The following is a 17057-nucleotide window of genomic DNA, read 5'->3' on the forward strand; positions in this document are numbered from 1 at the left end:
CTCTTTATTTAATGAATTACTTTAAATAAACGATCCCATCTAAATTTCTCTGTGTATGGATCTATTGATTTCCAGATAATCCAGGCTTTCCCAACAATATATTCTTCAGGCAATAATCCCCAATAACGCGAATCCTGCGAATTCATCCCGTTATCGCCTGCCATGAAATAATAATTTTTCCGGAAGCGATAGCCGTTGATCGGACTCCCCTTAAGAAAAGCTGTCGAATCCTTATATTGAAGTTCTCCTTGTTGTTCCCATTCGATCAACTTTTTATATAGCCGATAGTTTGTCCGATCCAATGTGATGGAATCTCCTTTTCCTGGAATATAAAGGGGACCAAAATCTTTGATATTCCAACCGATGATACTGTCATAAGGAAAGCTGTGGAATACTCCATCCTGAAATTTATTTGTTATCGATATTTTCTTTTGTGAATCCATATTACCCAAAGGAAGATGATTACCTTTTATATGATAGAATCCGTTTCGGATAGATAATGTATCTCCCGGTAATCCTACACAACGTTTGATATAATATTTTAGGATATGCATTTCAATTTTATCCCAACTGTTCGGATGAGGAAAATTGAAAACAAGGATATCGTTACGATCTATTTTCTTGAAACCAGGGATGCGGTAAATATCTGTTTGCTCGTTTCGCATGGAAGCAAAAATGTTGAATAATCGAGGGCCGATTGACATTTTATATACCAGTACATTATCTCCGATAATTAGTTCCGGTTCCATAGAATCACTAGGAATACGAAAAGATGCAAAAAAGAATACCTGAAAAAATATCCAAAGAGCAATTACAGAGAAACTTATCAGTATTAAATTCAATCCCTGATCAAGCATTTTGTTTATAAATTTTATTGTCATGTTTATCTTTTTTGATCTTATTACCACCAAACCTGTTTTCCGTTTTCGTAGGTAAATGGCCTGTGTTCATTTCCTTGTGTATGATTGTGAATTCTGAATATTACATTCTTGGGTATATCATAATACACTAGTTTATCATCTTTTGCCTGTTGTCGACCTAAAGATATCCATTTGCCATTCCAATAAAATAACTCATATAGTTCTCCTGTCACGATCTTGTTGTCATCGCTTCTTGGATAAAATTCTATTTTTTCAATTTTATGGGCTTGTCCCATGTCAAGAATGATATGCTGTTGTCTTTCGTCCATATCCGGTTGATAATATGAGAGTCGGGATTCATCTGTTATATTTTCCAATCCTACTTTATATCGGCTTTTTGTGCCCTTCCAATTCCCTGTTATAATTTTTTTATCTTTTCCGAACACTTTTATTTCAGCGATGTAAAATGGTTCACCTATTGGATAAACGTTTTGAAAGTCACATACTATATAACGATATTTTTTATTGTCTTTTATTTTAAATGTATCAATATAAAAGGGCGGTTCATTTATCTTATGGACAAAAATACTGTCAGATAAATCACTCTTATTGCATAGATAAAAACGTGTACCAACAGTACTGGCAGCTTTAAGTGCAGTATGTAGACGATATGGTATTTTTGTGTAGAAAGTAGCAATTTTTTCAGTTTTAGAGATTTGTGGTGAAAGACCTTTCAATTCTCCTTTAGTAGTCAGGATAAAGGCATCTCCAGCAGGAATAATTGTCCCTTTGTCATAATAGGCGGGTAAATAAAGAACATTAACTCCCATTTTCTGAAAAGAAGCTTGCTTTTTTTGAGGTATGCTCCAGCTAACAGGATTCCAATTTCCTGCATTATAGCAGCATAAGTAGATATATCTTTTTGGATGAGAACTATTCCACAATGGTACTTTTATGTCTTTGCTTATAACGTATTTATCTGTGATGTCTTCTATTCCTGGATCTCTGAATAAAGCTGGAATTTCTTCTTGTGCAGATAAAACTAAACTGTTATTTTGTATCTCATAGTTAAAGCGAAATATTTTAGACACTGTTCTACAATAATCAATGGTGATTAATGGAGATATGTCTTTTATTAATGGATTATAAGCATTAAACCAAAACATGTCACTGACTAATATGTCATCTTCTGAAAAATAAGGCCTTTGAGTATTATCATACAATTTCCGTATGGGTCTATCACCAATTATTTCAGTCCAGAAATGACTATAACTAAAATTTGCCCACCCTGGGTGTGTATTTAAAACAGCTGGAATACCATTTGCTCGTAGAGCTGTAATTTTATAAATGTTTTGCTCTAAGCAAGAACCCATTTGCGCGGATGCTATATTTTGAAAAGTAGTTGGAAGTAGTTCTTTATATTCTTCATAGATAGGCCATTCCTTTAAGAATGTCGTATCAATATGATGAGATATGAGTTTACCCACTTCTGTATAAGATTTATTTTGAATCGTATCTCTTAATACGGCATACTTCTGGTCAAAGAAGTATGATGCCTGTTCCCAATAGTAATTATTGGTAGTATAGGGAAGGATATATTTATAAAAAGTTTCAGTATCTATGTCTTTACACCAAGGGTATTTACGCCATAAGTTAAAATATTTGTCGATGTGGTGTATTAGGTAATTAGATGATAATATCCGAATATCTTGTAGATATCGGGGAGATATTTCTGTGTTTGAACATAATAGTTTTATGCTATCACATATGGAATATTGTACATTTTTCTTATAACTGCCAAATTTTTCTACATGATTTGTAAGAGCATCATAAAAAGGCTGTATCTTTTTGACGGAATTACTGTCTATGGCCTGTTTGCCAAGCATATTTTTAATAAGAAAATAAGCTCCATTTAACTTCTCAGGCTCGTTTTTATAATGTTTTAGTGTTCTTTTCAGCTCTTGTTTGTTCTCTTTGGCAAGTTCGAGTGTAAATTTCAATTGTTTGTCATTTTGAGAATCACAAGCTAACAGTATCATTGATAATATTGTTAGTCCTATATTAATTAATTTAGTGTTCATCATTTTGAATATGATTAGTTATTTCAAATGCATTATTTGTAATAATGTATTACAGTCTTTTTCATGTCTATCAACTACTCGACACCATGTTGAGTCATTTAAATAGAATAATTTATAATTTGACGATTTCATTTCATCAAAATCGTTTTCTAAATTTTTGCAAACCACTATATTTGTCTTTCTTTTTCGATCTAAAAGTACCCATCTAAATGGATTCTCATTTTCTCCAAATATGAAATATGTAAATATTATATGTTTAGATGAAATACAAAAATCATACATCATTGAGTGCCCTTCCAATTCTATTGGACTTAGATTTGAAATATTACGTACTTTTTCTGGTGATTTTTGTTTTAAGTTTATTGTATATAATAATTTAGCAGAGTCTGCATTTATCAAATAGATATTATCGTTATTTCGATCGTAGTAATATATTCCATCAAAAGTTTCGTTATACAATGTTGAAATAAATTCAAATTCTTGATTATTAGATTTATGTTCTATTAATTGTTTTATGAATTTATTATTAGACGAACAAATCCAAACTCCATTTTTTTTATAAGTCTTACTTGTATATGGTTGGAACATTATATTATACCCCTCTACTGTGATAGCAAAATCCTTCATGAAATATTCAACTTTATCTGATTTAATGAACTCTCCCTGATAAGTATATTGGTTTATTTTGAAATTTATTACGTCATAAATATATATATGATTTGAAATTGTATCAACTGTAATAGCATTTACGTTATGATATTCAGCAAGTCCTTCTCCTATGTAATTAATCTGTTTAATAAATTTTCCATTGTGTGTAAAGATATAAATCCCTTCTCTCTTTTTATCTTGAACAATTATTGTATCATTATCAAAATATATTTTTTGTATTCCTGACAAAAGACAAGTGTCTCCCAGATTTAAAGTAATGTAGTCTAATGATTTTATAAGTTGAGAGTATTTTATATCATTAGATGACTCGTGAAGATTTAAAGGTATAATTGACTCTTCTTTTCTTTTTTGACATGAGCTAATGTACAATATGACAAAAATCAATAATATATATTTCATACATTGAATTGTTAATAGTGTAAATAAAAAGACTCCTAAATTTGTATCTCTTCTAGTATTCTTTCACTTCTTGTTAATGTTTCCATGTTAGTAGAAGGAAGCTCTGATAGCTTAACTTTATTTTTGCTCCGATTGAAGTGTCGATCGGCCGCAATAGCCATAGTGAGTAATGAATACTGTCCCAAAGATCTTTTTTCATGATCTTATTGTTTTGTTTAGTTGTGGATTAATTAGTTTATTTTAATATGTTTTTTTTGAATTAAATAGCTGAACGTTAGAAATTCTATTTTGAACTAATATCATTTTATCCTTAAAAGAGCTACTGAGGAGTTTAGCATAACAGCTGAAACTATAGTGTAGGGTTCTCTTTTTGTTCCTTTAGTATCTAAACAGTATCTTTACAATCTCTAACCAGCTTCGTAATTTTTTGTTCGTAATACTATGATTTTATGTTGAATCTGACGATATAAGGGATATTTCCATATGTTATTGTTTGAGGATTATTATTTATAATTAAATTTTGATATCATAGGAAAGAATGCATTCTTTATATAATCCATTATATCCATATAAGATGTTGTTTACCTCATCGAATACGAATAGAATAGGAGAAATGTCAAATCTATATTCATTAATGTAATTACCATGATTATCATATATCAGCAATTTGTCTTTATAAGGATTCTTCATAAAATCTTCATAATTTAAACCTCTGTATAATAAAAAAATATATGATTTAGAGGCAAATGCATTGATAAATGTGTTTGTATTGGATTTGAAATTATTTATATTAATATGTGGTTTCTGCTTTTCACCCAAGATACTTTTTTTTAAATTGCCATCAAAATCAATGAAATCAATTTTGTCTTTGTAAAAATATGCATAGACCATTATGGAATCATTAGCAACTAATATGCCTTTATTTGAATAGAAAAAACTTTCAGGATGGTCATCTTTAGGGAATGAGTATAATACTTCTGTAGAATTATTGTCAAAATTATATTTACAAATACTTAATTGGAAAATGTTGTTGTATATTAAATATTTATTATACGAATAAACATTGTTCATTGGTTCGCCCGTATTGAATATGTTATATAGATTTTGTTTGTTAATATTGTTGTTTTTTAAATCGTAACCATAGGCATTCTTTCCTCTATTAAATCCTCCAATAAGGAATTGGCTGCTTGTACTTTTGTATAAATGTGGATTCGAAAATTCCATGGGACCTTCACCTTTATGACCAAAGCTGTTTAACAACTGAAAATCAGGTGTCTGATATATGTGTATAATTGTATCAGATGATATTGATTGAAATATTATGTTGTTTTTTACTATAGCTAAATCTGAAACATCAAATATTTCGTTTAAATAAATCTCTTTTACTACTAATTTGTCAATTTCTTTTTGGGAGTTATTTTCACCCATATGTGTGTCCTTTAATTCATTACTATTGAACGAACAGGATGTTGATAAATATAAATAACCTATCGTAATGTTTAGAATTTGAAATATTTTATGTTTCATGATATATCTTTTTTATTATTGAAATCCAAAGTATAGAATACTATTCTATACTTTGGATTTTGAATTATAGGCAGATTGATTTATGACTATAGCTATATGCTTGTAATTCAGTGCATCCGTTGATCCCTCCGCAATATATTACAGAGGAAGCAGGATATCCGCCATGAGAATCTACATATTTATAACATTCTCCTAATAAACTGCCTTCAGATTGTGCTAATGCTTCAATGTTCATTAATGTTAAATCAATACTCTTTTCAGATTGATTAGCAATTGTGATGAAAAAAGAAGCTATAATGAATGATAGAATTGATATTTTTTTCATACAGAATAATTTTAACAATTACTTATATTACTATATAAAACAGCTTTAACAGTTTGACAACCTAAGCAGTAAATAACATAGTATGATGGAAAGACATGCTCAAAAGATAATGTTTGATAACAGATGCCATGGGGGTAAATCCCTTCATCTTGTGCTAAGGCTTCTACATTAGCTAGTGCCAAGTCTGACAGTTCTACTTCATTTTGTTTCATACTGAAATTCCAACTTATCATTAAAGCTATCATAGCTATAATAGTGATACCAATAATCTTTTTCATGGTGTTTATCTTTTTTAGTTTATGAAATCAATTTCTGTTGTTTTTATCCTCTATACACACTCATTGAGTGTGCAAAAAGTAGCTAAGTCTACATGATACACCTCCTTTTCTGGGATTCTGAGAGTTTACTTGTACAATTTATCTGTTGTGCAGTAAACTATTTTTCGTTCGATCACCGAACATTCCCTTTAATTATAACTTTGGCCGGTTGATTGTTCATACTGTTGTATTTGATCGTCACGACTTCCTTGAAGAATCCTATCTCCTTAGGTGTCATCTTAATTTCAATTCCAAGGGATTCTCCTGGCTTTGCAGATCGTTTGTCATGCGTGGATATCGTACAGCCACAAGTTGTACTTACATCCATTATTACAAGGGGTTTGTCTCCTGTGTTTTTTATTTCGATGACTGTTTCTTTTATTTCCGATTTGTTGAAGGTTCCGAAGTCAATCTCCGTTTCCGTAGCTTTGGCGGTTGTTTTCAGCGTATTTTTAGTCGGATTTTCTTTTCTTGTAATCTGTTTCAGGTAGAGGTCTTTTATGGCTGTATTGTGTACTGGATTTCCTATAGCTACTACTTTATTCTTTTTATCCAGCAGAAATGTTTGGAAAGTCATATCTGCCGGAAACTTATTTAGATTGTTTAGTTGATCGTTCATATCAATGCAGACAGGACGGTCAAAACCATCGCGCTTTAACAGATAGTGTATTTCTTTATAATCTTTCGAGTGAAAGAAAAATAGGAAAGGTACTTTCTCTTTTGTAACGGAATCAGTATATTCAATCAAGTCTTTCCATTTATGTAATTGCAGCTTACAACTGGTGCAGCCGGTAGAGTCAACATATATCAATACTTTATATTCGGATTGCAGAAATTTGTAATCTGTTGTATCTGTCAGATAGCGCGTGAAGATCAAGTTTTCAGGAAATACAATTTCTTTGCCCTGCCATTTATTCACCAACTGCGCAATATGTTTTTCTTTCGCTTTTTGATCGTTATTGCAGGAAAAAAAGATAGATAAGAATACTAGTATGATTAGATTTAGAGTTTTCATCTTGTTCTTTAAATTTTGAATTCTATGATCGGATCATCACTTTTTACTTCGGTTGCAACGATCGTATTTGTTTCTTCGTTTATGTCAATACCATATATGGCATGATCGAGGGTATATTTACAAACCGGATTCCCTAGTAGGTCAAAAACATAGATAAATCTTCCTCCATCTTCCGGCCGTTCTCCACGCTGATAGGTGGCTAGCTTGTCTTTAAATTTAACACCTTGAAATACAGCGTAGATATGTTTGGTTGTTACTTTTATATCACTAAATCCCATAATTCCACTTGGGATACCTGAGCCGTCTTTACCTGTTTGGAACTCTGGCTCTCCTGCTGGCCCGTATAGGACTTTATGTGTATTGTTATTTAAATTATAAATTTCGATTGCTTCTCCCAACTGTGTTGCCATAGCTAATACTCCATTGTCTGGATTATAGTCTATAAAACTTCGCCAAGCTTGTGCCAGTGCCGGACGAGATGTTTCTTCATCAGCTGTTTCGCTTGGTATTATACCATTACTGTTTATTGGTTCACCATTACTGTTTACTTCCCAAAAACGATGCTCTCCCATGTAGTCAGGAATTAAAAAGCCCGATTCCATCGTGTGAAAATCCAAAGAACGGACAAGTTTCTTGTCTAGTTTAATCTCCTCTACCCGTTCTGCAGAACCGGTAGAAGGAGATATTTTCCAGCGTGTGATCTCCATCTTATTAGGATCGAGAGCCCACAAAGAATCTAAGGAGTTAAATTGGATGTTTGCTGCTGAAAGCATCTCCTCCGGTGCTTCTCCACGTCTGCCGAATGAAGCAATATGTTTCCACGCCGGATAAGTAAACGCATGTAAATAATGATCTGTATTATGCAGATCCATTATAACGGCAATACTATCCCTGACCGTTATCCGGAACGGGTAACGGAACAGGATAGTATCCAGGTTGATAACCTGTGCACTGAGCGCCTTGGTTTCGGTAAAGTGCGAGTATCTTGGGAAGTGCGTATCCGGAGAACTCGTGCAGGCACCCAGGCAGCTAATACCTATTAATATGTATAGGAGATGCTTCATTGTTTATTCAAGTTTAAAACCTTCGATTTTCATTTCTGCCCAACCTCCGAGGCATTCAACAGAGCCATCGCCGTAGCAGTTAACCCTATCTCCATGTTCACCATTAGCCAATGCCTCTATGTTCTCTAATACAAGAGTTGATAATTCGTTTTTTTGATTGATCCAAAAACAAAAGCCAGCGATCAGGCAAACTATAAATCCTACAAATTTCAATTTCTTCTTCATATCTGTTTTTATGTTTGTGACAGCAAAAGTAGAGAGGCTTTCTCGAAAAAACTCCTAGATTTTACCTAGATTTTGCCTATATAGGTGTTTTTTTATTCGTTTCACCTCATTTTGAGAGGTTCTTTCGTATTTTTGTATTCAAAATAAATATGATAATGAATTTGGATTCATCAAGTCGGTTGTATTTGATTATTGCAGTTTCCGTAATTGCTATAGGGGTAGGGTATTGGTATTCCTGTAACTTACGTACCAAAGTGACTGAAATCTGGAAACAAACTTTATGGGATGACTGCGCGAACAGGATGAGAGAAATCGGTGTAAAGAAGACACATGGATTTTCTCCTGAAGTTTCATCTGGTATCAAAATAGAGACTGAAAACCAAACATTGTATTTTGAAAAGGATAGTACTAAGGTTTTAACTGCTGATGAGGGTGATTTTCTGGCTGATCAATTTTATTTGTCGCTAAAGAACCCTGTAAAAATAGAAGAACTGGACAGTACTTTTCGATTGAAGTTGAAAGAGAATGGTTTTAATTTTAAAACGACAGTGTCTATTTATAATAATGATTCAGATAAAAAGACGTTTTATGGTATTAATAATGTATGTCTTTTACCCGATTATTTAAAATTGACGTATAAGGTGGATATTCAAGATGTCATAGTTTTAGAGGGATATGTTAAGGGAGGATGGTTAGACAGTTTATTGTGGGGGAAAGGTTATTATATCTTATTATCCCTAATTTTTTTTGGATCTCTGGTTTTATTGGTATTGGAAAAGAGGAGGTTAAAGTATTTGAATCAATTTGTTTCTGAGAATGAACAGTCCCGGGAAATACCTCAGACTTTACCCGCTGAATTTGTTCAGCAGGATGTGGAATTTATTACAGAATCCGTAGAGATACATGCACAGCCAGAGTTTAATTTGCGACCAACAAATATAGTTGTCTTTCTGGATGAAAAGAAACACACTTTAGTTTATGCAGATAAGGAAATACCACTTGCTCCGAAAGTGTTCGGTTTGTTTTATCTGCTGGCGCAAGGGAAAGATTATTTCCAATCTTATGATTTTTTGCTTGAAAATCTCTGGTCTGATAAGGAAAGTAGAGATAAAAAACACTTGGAACAAGTTGTTATCCGTTTACGGAAAGACTTGAAAGATGATCTCCCGTGGTTGAATATTGATGTTATACGAGGGAGTGGGTACCAGATCAAAGGGGAAAATAATATAGAAATTACTATTAAACAGATATAATGCAATAATGAGTAATTATATTATTAGAGGATTACGTCCAAACAACAATTTTCTTCCATTGAATGATTCATTCTACAATCGTGTTTCTTTCGTTTGACATATATCAAACGAAAGAAACATATATATGCTTTATTCATTTGATAATTGCCAAATGAATAATTGTATGAGAACAAAATATGAATCTTTTATATATAGCTAGATTTGTTTACCCTTGCTATAATCTTATTTCAGATTTATAATTTGTAATTGAACATTGCAGTTATTTGTTTCATCGTCTAGTATACGGCACCATACTTTATCGCTCAGATAGAATATTTGATCGGAAGATGATTGTACATGGTCGATGTCATTGATAACAGTAGTCGATGTTGTTAATTCGTGCGTCTCTTTATCGTATAAAACCCATCTAAAGGGATTCTCTTCTACGTAATAGTAATAGGTTAGTAGTAGGAAATTGCTAGAATTACTGAAACCCCACATCATTGCAAAATCCTGTAATGGAATTGTTTCAGGATCTTTTTTTCTGAGATCATCTTTTAGTCGTTGCTTTAAATTAATTTGGTATTTCACGATGGCCGTGTCTTTGGTGACGTATGAGAGATTATCCCAGTTCCTGTCATAGTAATAAAAGGCTTGGTCCGATAAATTGGTATATAAGTTTACGAATTCGAACTTGTCATCTTTCGGAATATCAAAATTTATTTTCTTGATGATGTTATCTTCTCTGTCGACCGTCCATATTCCATAAGGTAAATTCTTTTCGTAGTAAGGTAAAACGCACAATCTTATTCCGTCTTTTAATATAGCAAAATCTCTAACGTATAAAGTTGTCTTTATCGATTCTATAAAATCTCCATTGTAATTGTATATGTTTATTTTCTGTGAGAAAGTGTCGAGTATGTGGATCCGATTAAGAACCGGATCAATCGTAAATGCATGTATTCTGATAAACTCTTCCGGTGCATTCCCATAGTGATTGATCTGGTTGACGAGTTTACCCTCTGACGTGAAAATCAGAATGCCGGCTTTCTTTCTGTCTAGGAGTATCAACGTATCATCGTCTAAAAAGATATTGCGAACACCGGATACTATACATGAGTCGTTTGTGTTTAACTCAATATAGTCTAATGACTTGGCAAATTGAGAATATAGGATCGCATCTTTTGTATCGTCCAGGTCGATAGCTAGTTCAGGAACATTACTTGTCTTTTCCTGACTGCATGAAACAGCCAGACCAATAAATAAGAGAAGTAAATATGTGATATGATTGATTTTCATGGGATAATATGGTGTTATTCGGTTGTGCTTGATTGTCTACATTAGGTGATTTGCTTATTCCATAATCATGCACTGTATATAGTGCAAATAACGCTAAAATTTGCTTTATATACAAAGCAAATGAGTTGTTTTTATTTTATAAAAGTGTTTCTTTTGTTTGAGATATATCAAACGGCCAGATACATAAGCTAGAGAAGTTCTCACGACAACGCTGGTTTGTTTATTCGATAAGCCATATTGTTCTGTCTATTGAACAAAAATAGTATTATTTGTTCAGTAAACAAGACAAAACATGATTGATTTTTATAGACTAATATGTTAATAATTAAGTCCGAACTGCCATAAAGGGATTACATTCATGTAGCCTTGTTCTATATTGTCTTTTACAACGAAACCGTTCTCAATTCCTTGCAACTGTTTTTGCTTTTTGTTCTTTCCTCCTACTTCGAAGGTGTAGTCTGCTATTTGAAAGTCAGAAACAGCCGAGGTAATAACATCTTGCTCCACGCGCATTTGATTCAGGAAAAATGTTTCTCTGATATTCCCGAGATTTGTAGTATCTTGTGCTAAGTTGTACATAAGGGTTGTATTGTCTAAATAGACTTTGTCCACTTTGCCTAGTCCTCTGATACCCCCCGTGTTGTCACGTAATTGTGAGATTAATCCGGCTTCTTCGAGGTAAAGAAAGTGGTCGGATAAATTATTACGGCTTACTCCTAACATGGTTGCAATACTGCTCATATTGGGCTTGAACGGTACGCTTCGGGCGATGATAGTGAGCAATTGCTTTAATTTTCGTGCTGTCGACACACTCATTTCGGAATATTGTGGAATATCGACTTCCAACGTTTTGTTTATTACTTGTTGTAAACGTATATGAAACTGATCTTCTTTGGAGAATGGATAATAACCCTCTTCCAGATAGGATTGGAAATAGGTATAAGGACGAAATTTATCAGGAAGTTCAATGTGATGTTGTATGATATCAATCAATGGATAGACCGGAATTTCCATATGGTGAAACATATTCAGGTATTCACGAAACGAAAGCCCCTGCATAGAATAGATTATCGCCCGTCGGCTTAGATCTGCCGATCCTTTGTTAATATCAAGAATGGAAGAGCCGGTAAAAAAGATCTTTAGATCTGCATGATAGTCATACATCAGCTTTAACTCGCGTGCCCAATCCTTGTATTTATGAATCTCGTCAATAATAAGATGAGTTCCTCCTCGCTTCACAAATTCATCAGCCAATTCCACTAGGTGGTGAGCAGAAAAATATAAATCGTCAGCATTGACGAATAGAGTCGTGTTCCTGTTCAGCTTCTCCTTGGCATATTGCAACATCAACGTAGTTTTCCCTACGCCACGTGGTCCGACCAATCCTAACAGACGGTTGTTCCAATTAATACGGTCGAACATATATCGATGAAATGTGGTTGGTATGGAACGTAACATTGCATCGAAACTTTGTTGTAATTTATCCATGATTCTTATGTATTTCTGCAAATATAGTCAATTGCACTGTAAAAAGTGCAATTATTGTGCATATTTGCACTTTTTACAGTGCAAAACAAAGTTCTCACGACAACGTTATCCATAAAAAAAGTCCCAGGTTTTGGCCTGGGACTGATCTGTTTATTCGATAACCGGTCTGTCATCCTCGTTGTCACCATCTTCTTTCACGGAGGGCTGTGTTCCTGCTTTTTCGAATTTGGTGTCTTTGCGGGCCTGGCGCAGAGCGGAACCCGGACTGAAGATGATACGTGGGGTTTTGATCATTGAGTTATCAAAATTCTTTTCCGTATCGGCTCCGGCCGAACCTAGCCCATAACGGAAGTTTCCGAATTCACCGAACTGTACACGTCGTCCGGCAGCCAGATGTTTTCTGAACAGGTGGTTCATACGGTCGGCTACTCCTTTCACCTGATTGGAAGGAATACCGGCTTCGCTGATCTCTCCCAGCAACTCCTCGAACTTTACCAGGTCTGAATAGAGTGGCTGTGCATACAATTTTTTCGGGGTTTCGTCTTTGTCCTTACCCAGGTTGTTTCTCTCTACTAAACGATACTTTACTGACATAATCTTTTAATTTTGAATGTGAATAGATAATACTTTGTTTGTTCTCGAAAACATGACAAAGATATATCCCACTAAAAACTGCAAATCGACTTAGGTCTGTTTAGTACGGAATAGGGGGAATTAAGTGGAAGAATGGCACGTTAGAGAGGGCTACATGTCATCCATGCTGAAAATTTTTGTTTCAATTTTGTATTTAGAGAGCACTTTGTTTCTGATTATTTCTATCTTCTTGTTGAATTCGTCCGGATTAAAGTTCTTACGCTGCCGTTTTACTTCGGCAACTAATGCAGATTTGTCATCGATATGAATTCCTACGATGTCAATCTCGCATGGCTCCTGTCCTTTTTTGACCTGCCACCATGAACCGATATTGCTGTATTGTTTACTTTCAGCCATTTTTTGGCGGAAGTACATTTCAAGCGTCAATCCTGAATAAGTAGGATAATCTTTTTTGATGATTTCCCCCAACTGTTCCAGATTATCACTTTCGATGAGATAATGGTATTTGATGAAGTACCGGAACCAAAATCGCAGGAATAGGTCGGTTATCACAAAACGGATGGTTTGTGTCCCCTCTTTAGCAAAAATTGGTCGTTTCTTTGCAATTAACTCATAATCTTCTTCCAATCTCCTGAGATGCCCGGCTATGCTTGTTTCCCCCATGTTCTTTTCAATTTCCGGATACGTATTTCGCCCGTTGGCAATATCCGACAGAATAGCGAAATAATTACCATACTTCTTCCCGAATTCCTGTATTAGCAGTGCTTTACCTTCATTTAGGAATGGTGAGTCGGGTTGTACGATGTAATTGATCATACTGTCAAGGTCGGTACATCCTTTTTGCATGAAAAGATCGATATATTTAGGTACTCCTCCGGTGAAAGTGTAGAGGGCCAATAGATCTTCCGGCGTATAGTCTGGCTTGTAGTCTGATAGAATTTCTTTTAATACAGTGGTCGTAAACGGCTTTATCTTCATAATACTGTCACAGCGACCATATAACGGTTCTCTGGCATTTTGGAATATCTGAATCATGAGGGTGTAGACAGATCCGCTTGTAATCAGGTTGACGTGTGTCGTATCCTTGTATCTGTCCCAAATATCCTGCATTTGGCTGTATATGGACGGATTAATATAGAAAAATTCCTGAAATTCGTCTATCACCAGATTATAAGATCTATTTCGACCAATCCCCATCAGCATTTCGAATAATCCGGCAAAAGAGGATATTTCCTGCGGTATGTAGGTATCCAGTTCTTTACCGGCTATTTGGGCAAATTGGCTGCAAAGTTGTGCTTCATTGCTTCGTCCGACAAATAAATAGACTGTTGGTGTATCCTCACAACTTTTCAATATAAGTTTGGTCTTTCCGATACGTCTGCGTCCTGTCAATACGGTCATTTGTGAGTGGTCGCTAAAGGCAACCTTCTGTGTCTCATTTAATAACTTTAATTCTGTCTCACGATTATAAAACTTCATATCCAGCAAGTTAAGTTTATTTTCCTGAAATTATACGGCTGTAAGTTTTACCGTCGTATAATTTTGTAAAGATAGGACTTTTTCTTGCGTAATCAAATTATACAGCCGTAAGTTTTACCGCTGTATAATTTGGCTGGCATTAATCGTATCATATACAAAGCAAACAGGTGTTTTTTATAAACAAGTCCCAGGTTTTAGCTTGGGACTGATCTGTTTATTCGATAATCCTAAAGGCGTGTAGATAATCCCTTGAGATTCGATCTTCTTTTTCTTATATGTCTTTGTCCGGATCAGAATAGCCCCGGAAGAGGACGGGATAAATCGGTATTTAGCAAGATCGCTTTTTCGGTAGCTGAAAAATGATTTGAAGTATCTGGTTTATTAAAGTAACAAAGCGTTTCCGATACTATTTGGTGCTGTTCATCCAGTAATATTCCGGTTATCAGTCCCTGATGGTGATGTGAGAGCTTAATGAGACCTTCTTTGTTTTGGTGGGTGACGGTTTGTTGCAGGCAAATTTCTCCCCCATGAAAAAGTATGAACTGGTAGGCTGTCTGGTTTTCCGGTGTGAATAGAATATTATAATGCAGCTGTGCGTTGTTCAGATTCAGTTGCAAAGCAGGTTTACTACTTGCTGGCGGACAAGGATATGACTGATCTCCAACTTGTATGAAATAGTGTGACGATTTTTCAGGGATGAAAGAAAAGCGTCCGATTCCATGCTTATCTGTCTGTAAGGCAGAATACACTGTGTCGCCCGAGTTACGGCATAATGCTACGGTTGTCTCAACAGGAAATCCTTTTTGGTCGACGATCTCAAAGGCTACATTCTGTAATGCACCGGTCGTGAGGTGTCCTCCTTCCGGGTAGAAGTGAACTTGTTCTGTCTTATTGCCGGAAGAACGGATTACGACCTTACAGCCCACAGGTATGACAAGGGTCGTGAAAGCGGTAGGCGAGTAATTGCACATTAATCTGGTATATGCCCGAATATAATAGTCGTTCGGGGATATATCCGGATCCAGAGGTATCCGGCTTGTGAAACGAGCAGAGTCACAGACTAGCTTCTGTCTGGTTAACACGGAATCATTCCTGCCGAGTAGTTCCACATAGGCATAATTGCTGTAAAGGGATTGTTGCAATGTATTTGCTTCGAGTAGTATACCCGACAAACAGATTGTATCTCCCGGATTATATTGTGTTTTGTCAGTGGATAATAAAATCTTTTCGCTTCGTAGTTCGGCCGACGAAGCGAAAAGGTAGGGAATATTCAACAGTATGAAAAAAATGAAATACCTCATTCTGTCTATGATCCTGTGACATTTAATTCAACAATATTTGAATTTGTTATAAACAAATATAGTGAAATATATGGATGTATAGGTACTGATCCCCGGAAAATCGGTTGTTTTCGGTGAAATTATCTCTTGATATTATATTAATTACAGTTATACAAATCTATCCCATACCAGTTTCTGAACTTGGGTTGATAGAACATGTTGAACAGGCGTTCGTCGCTCATCTCTTTTTCTTCCGGCAGTTCGGTAGATAACAGATCCTTTTGGAAAGCTCCGTATAGCAATAGGCGGTATTTATTGTCATCGCCCAGCAGGTGCCAGGGAGTAGCAAGGTTAGGGAGGTCTTCTACTGCTTTCCGAAGATACTTTTCAGCCACAGATTGGTTACCGCACCACCAGGCGATATAACCCAAACGCGCATAATCAGTAGGGCTGTCTTCCGGAGACGGTGTTAAGGCTGATAAATGTTGCTGTAAGGTGTTATAAAATACCGGATCATTTTGTCTCAAAAGGCGAATTCGTTTGCCGGTCAATAGGCGGGGGGTATAACGGATGGCATTTACCAATGGCTGCAAAGCGGCCTCTTTCTCTCCTTGTTGGTACAAGATATTCGACAAGGCAGAGAGGTAGAGTGAGTTTTTAGGATAATCAGTAGCCAGTTCTTCTATTATCTGCCGGGCTTTCCCCGATGCTTTATTATCTATGTAGAGACGTGCTTGCAGATAACGGATTTGTATGTCTTCCGGTTGTTGCAGCCGGGCTTTCTGCAAGACCTCTTCTGCCACTTGTTGATATTGGGGATTTGCTGTTTTATGGTAATATTGCATATACAGTAGTCCACGGTTGATCAGGTTGGGCGTTAGTTCCTTTGTCTGTTCCATCAGGCGGATAGCCTCTGTGAACTGCCCTTTTTTCCAGGCTATTATGCTTTGTTGCTGGTATGATTTATCCTGATTTTGTATAAGGTTAAATATAAGCCAATTTAGATAACAGAATGTTATAATGCAGGGGATTACATAGGTAGAGGTATATTGTTTACTGTCCCTTTCATCTAAAGTGAGTTCTTTTTTTTGCAAAAAAGCTAGTAATATGTATATCATAAGCAATGCAAAAGGAGTATGGAATAACGTAGCCTGTGTCATTTCTTTAGCGGTTAATGCTAGGAAAAGGCAACCTATTTTATAA

Annotated in this window: 16 protein-coding genes; 1 reads left to right on the forward strand and 15 read right to left on the reverse strand. The window is 35.2% G+C overall.

What is annotated here, in order from left to right; translation table 11 throughout:
- Positions 1-8: 8 nt before the first annotated feature.
- The 9 genes from lepB to BQ7394_RS01555 form a co-directional block, all read right to left on the reverse strand.
- Positions 9-881, reverse strand: coding sequence for a signal peptidase I (gene lepB / locus BQ7394_RS01515; RefSeq protein ID WP_075555757.1), 873 nt, complete (start codon positions 879-881; stop codon positions 9-11).
- Between the two features lie 20 nt (positions 882-901).
- Positions 902-2944 (reverse strand): hypothetical protein, encoded by a 2043-nt coding sequence (locus BQ7394_RS01520; protein ID WP_235848647.1) that lies wholly within the window; start codon positions 2942-2944, stop codon positions 902-904.
- A 15-nt stretch (positions 2945-2959) separates the two neighbouring features.
- Positions 2960-4009: a 6-bladed beta-propeller gene (locus BQ7394_RS01525; protein ID WP_075555758.1), complete on the reverse strand. Its 1050-nt coding sequence runs from the start codon at positions 4007-4009 to the stop codon at positions 2960-2962.
- Positions 4010-4522: 513 nt separating this feature from the next.
- Positions 4523-5536, reverse strand: a complete 1014-nt coding sequence (locus tag BQ7394_RS01530) for a hypothetical protein (protein WP_075555759.1) — start codon at positions 5534-5536, stop codon at positions 4523-4525.
- 64 nt (positions 5537-5600) lie between these two features.
- Entirely contained in the window at positions 5601-5861 is a 261-nt protein-coding gene (locus tag BQ7394_RS25620) for a hypothetical protein (protein WP_075555760.1), read from the reverse strand.
- Positions 5862-5872: 11 nt separating this feature from the next.
- Entirely contained in the window at positions 5873-6139 is a 267-nt protein-coding gene (locus BQ7394_RS25330) for an NVEALA domain-containing protein (protein ID WP_082211614.1), read from the reverse strand.
- Positions 6140-6311: 172 nt separating this feature from the next.
- Positions 6312-7193 carry a DUF1573 domain-containing protein gene (locus BQ7394_RS01545; RefSeq protein WP_075555761.1) on the reverse strand — a complete coding sequence of 294 codons (882 nt, stop codon included), beginning with the start codon at positions 7191-7193 and terminating at the stop codon, positions 6312-6314.
- Between the two features lie 8 nt (positions 7194-7201).
- A complete protein-coding gene (locus BQ7394_RS01550; RefSeq protein WP_075555762.1) occupies positions 7202-8257 on the reverse strand; it encodes a BF3164 family lipoprotein in 1056 nt (351 codons plus the stop codon).
- A gap of 3 nt (positions 8258-8260) precedes the next feature.
- A complete protein-coding gene (locus BQ7394_RS01555; RefSeq protein ID WP_075555763.1) occupies positions 8261-8482 on the reverse strand; it encodes an NVEALA domain-containing protein in 222 nt (73 codons plus the stop codon).
- Positions 8483-8637: 155 nt separating this feature from the next.
- On the opposite strand from BQ7394_RS01555, the gene BQ7394_RS01560 reads away from it, so the two are divergent.
- On the forward strand, positions 8638-9735 hold the full coding sequence (locus tag BQ7394_RS01560) for a winged helix-turn-helix domain-containing protein (RefSeq protein ID WP_161951771.1): 1098 nt from the start codon (positions 8638-8640) through the stop codon (positions 9733-9735).
- Positions 9736-9957: 222 nt separating this feature from the next.
- On the opposite strand, the gene BQ7394_RS01565 is transcribed toward BQ7394_RS01560, so the two are convergent.
- The 6 genes from BQ7394_RS01565 to BQ7394_RS26155 form a co-directional block, all read right to left on the reverse strand.
- Complete coding sequence (locus BQ7394_RS01565) at positions 9958-11013, reverse strand: 6-bladed beta-propeller (protein WP_075555765.1); 1056 nt, start codon at positions 11011-11013, stop codon at positions 9958-9960.
- A 318-nt stretch (positions 11014-11331) separates the two neighbouring features.
- The gene (locus tag BQ7394_RS01570) at positions 11332-12501 is read right to left on the reverse strand and encodes an ATP-binding protein (protein WP_075555766.1); all 1170 of its coding nucleotides are present in this window, start codon (positions 12499-12501) and stop codon (positions 11332-11334) included.
- A gap of 150 nt (positions 12502-12651) precedes the next feature.
- A complete protein-coding gene (locus BQ7394_RS01575) occupies positions 12652-13095 on the reverse strand; it encodes an HU family DNA-binding protein (RefSeq protein ID WP_075555767.1) in 444 nt (147 codons plus the stop codon).
- Positions 13096-13245: 150 nt separating this feature from the next.
- On the reverse strand, positions 13246-14574 hold the full coding sequence (locus BQ7394_RS01580) for an ATP-binding protein (protein ID WP_075556827.1): 1329 nt from the start codon (positions 14572-14574) through the stop codon (positions 13246-13248).
- Between the two features lie 290 nt (positions 14575-14864).
- Positions 14865-15875, reverse strand: a complete 1011-nt coding sequence (locus BQ7394_RS01585; protein WP_075555768.1) for a hypothetical protein — start codon at positions 15873-15875, stop codon at positions 14865-14867.
- A gap of 137 nt (positions 15876-16012) precedes the next feature.
- Entirely contained in the window at positions 16013-16948 is a 936-nt protein-coding gene (locus tag BQ7394_RS26155; RefSeq protein ID WP_235848648.1) for a tetratricopeptide repeat protein, read from the reverse strand.
- Between the last annotated feature and the right edge of the window lie 109 nt (positions 16949-17057).

The sequence above is a fragment of the Parabacteroides timonensis genome (genome assembly GCF_900128505.1).
GTDB classification, from domain to species: domain Bacteria; phylum Bacteroidota; class Bacteroidia; order Bacteroidales; family Tannerellaceae; genus Parabacteroides; species Parabacteroides timonensis.

Excerpts from the sequence above, each read along its gene's own strand:
- BQ7394_RS01555 (WP_075555763.1), bottom strand. The coding sequence starts at position 8,482 with ATGAAGAAGAAATTGAAATTTGTAGGATTTATAGTTTGCCTGATCGCT.
- BQ7394_RS01570 (WP_075555766.1), bottom strand. The coding sequence starts at position 12,501 with ATGGATAAATTACAACAAAGTTTCGATGCAATGTTACGTTCCATACCA.
- BQ7394_RS01520 (WP_235848647.1), bottom strand. The coding sequence starts at position 2,944 with ATGATGAACACTAAATTAATTAATATAGGACTAACAATATTATCAATG.
- BQ7394_RS01580 (WP_075556827.1), bottom strand. The coding sequence starts at position 14,574 with ATGAAGTTTTATAATCGTGAGACAGAATTAAAGTTATTAAATGAGACA.
- lepB (WP_075555757.1), bottom strand. The coding sequence starts at position 881 with ATGACAATAAAATTTATAAACAAAATGCTTGATCAGGGATTGAATTTA.
- BQ7394_RS01565 (WP_075555765.1), bottom strand. The coding sequence starts at position 11,013 with ATGAAAATCAATCATATCACATATTTACTTCTCTTATTTATTGGTCTG.
- BQ7394_RS01525 (WP_075555758.1), bottom strand. The coding sequence starts at position 4,009 with ATGAAATATATATTATTGATTTTTGTCATATTGTACATTAGCTCATGT.
- BQ7394_RS25330 (WP_082211614.1), bottom strand. The coding sequence starts at position 6,139 with ATGAAAAAGATTATTGGTATCACTATTATAGCTATGATAGCTTTAATG.
- BQ7394_RS01545 (WP_075555761.1), bottom strand. The coding sequence starts at position 7,193 with ATGAAAACTCTAAATCTAATCATACTAGTATTCTTATCTATCTTTTTT.
- BQ7394_RS25620 (WP_075555760.1), bottom strand. The coding sequence starts at position 5,861 with ATGAAAAAAATATCAATTCTATCATTCATTATAGCTTCTTTTTTCATC.
- BQ7394_RS01575 (WP_075555767.1), bottom strand. The coding sequence starts at position 13,095 with ATGTCAGTAAAGTATCGTTTAGTAGAGAGAAACAACCTGGGTAAGGAC.
- BQ7394_RS01550 (WP_075555762.1), bottom strand. The coding sequence starts at position 8,257 with ATGAAGCATCTCCTATACATATTAATAGGTATTAGCTGCCTGGGTGCC.
- BQ7394_RS01585 (WP_075555768.1), bottom strand. The coding sequence starts at position 15,875 with ATGAGGTATTTCATTTTTTTCATACTGTTGAATATTCCCTACCTTTTC.
- BQ7394_RS01560 (WP_161951771.1), top strand. The coding sequence starts at position 8,638 with ATGAATTTGGATTCATCAAGTCGGTTGTATTTGATTATTGCAGTTTCC.
- BQ7394_RS01530 (WP_075555759.1), bottom strand. The coding sequence starts at position 5,536 with ATGAAACATAAAATATTTCAAATTCTAAACATTACGATAGGTTATTTA.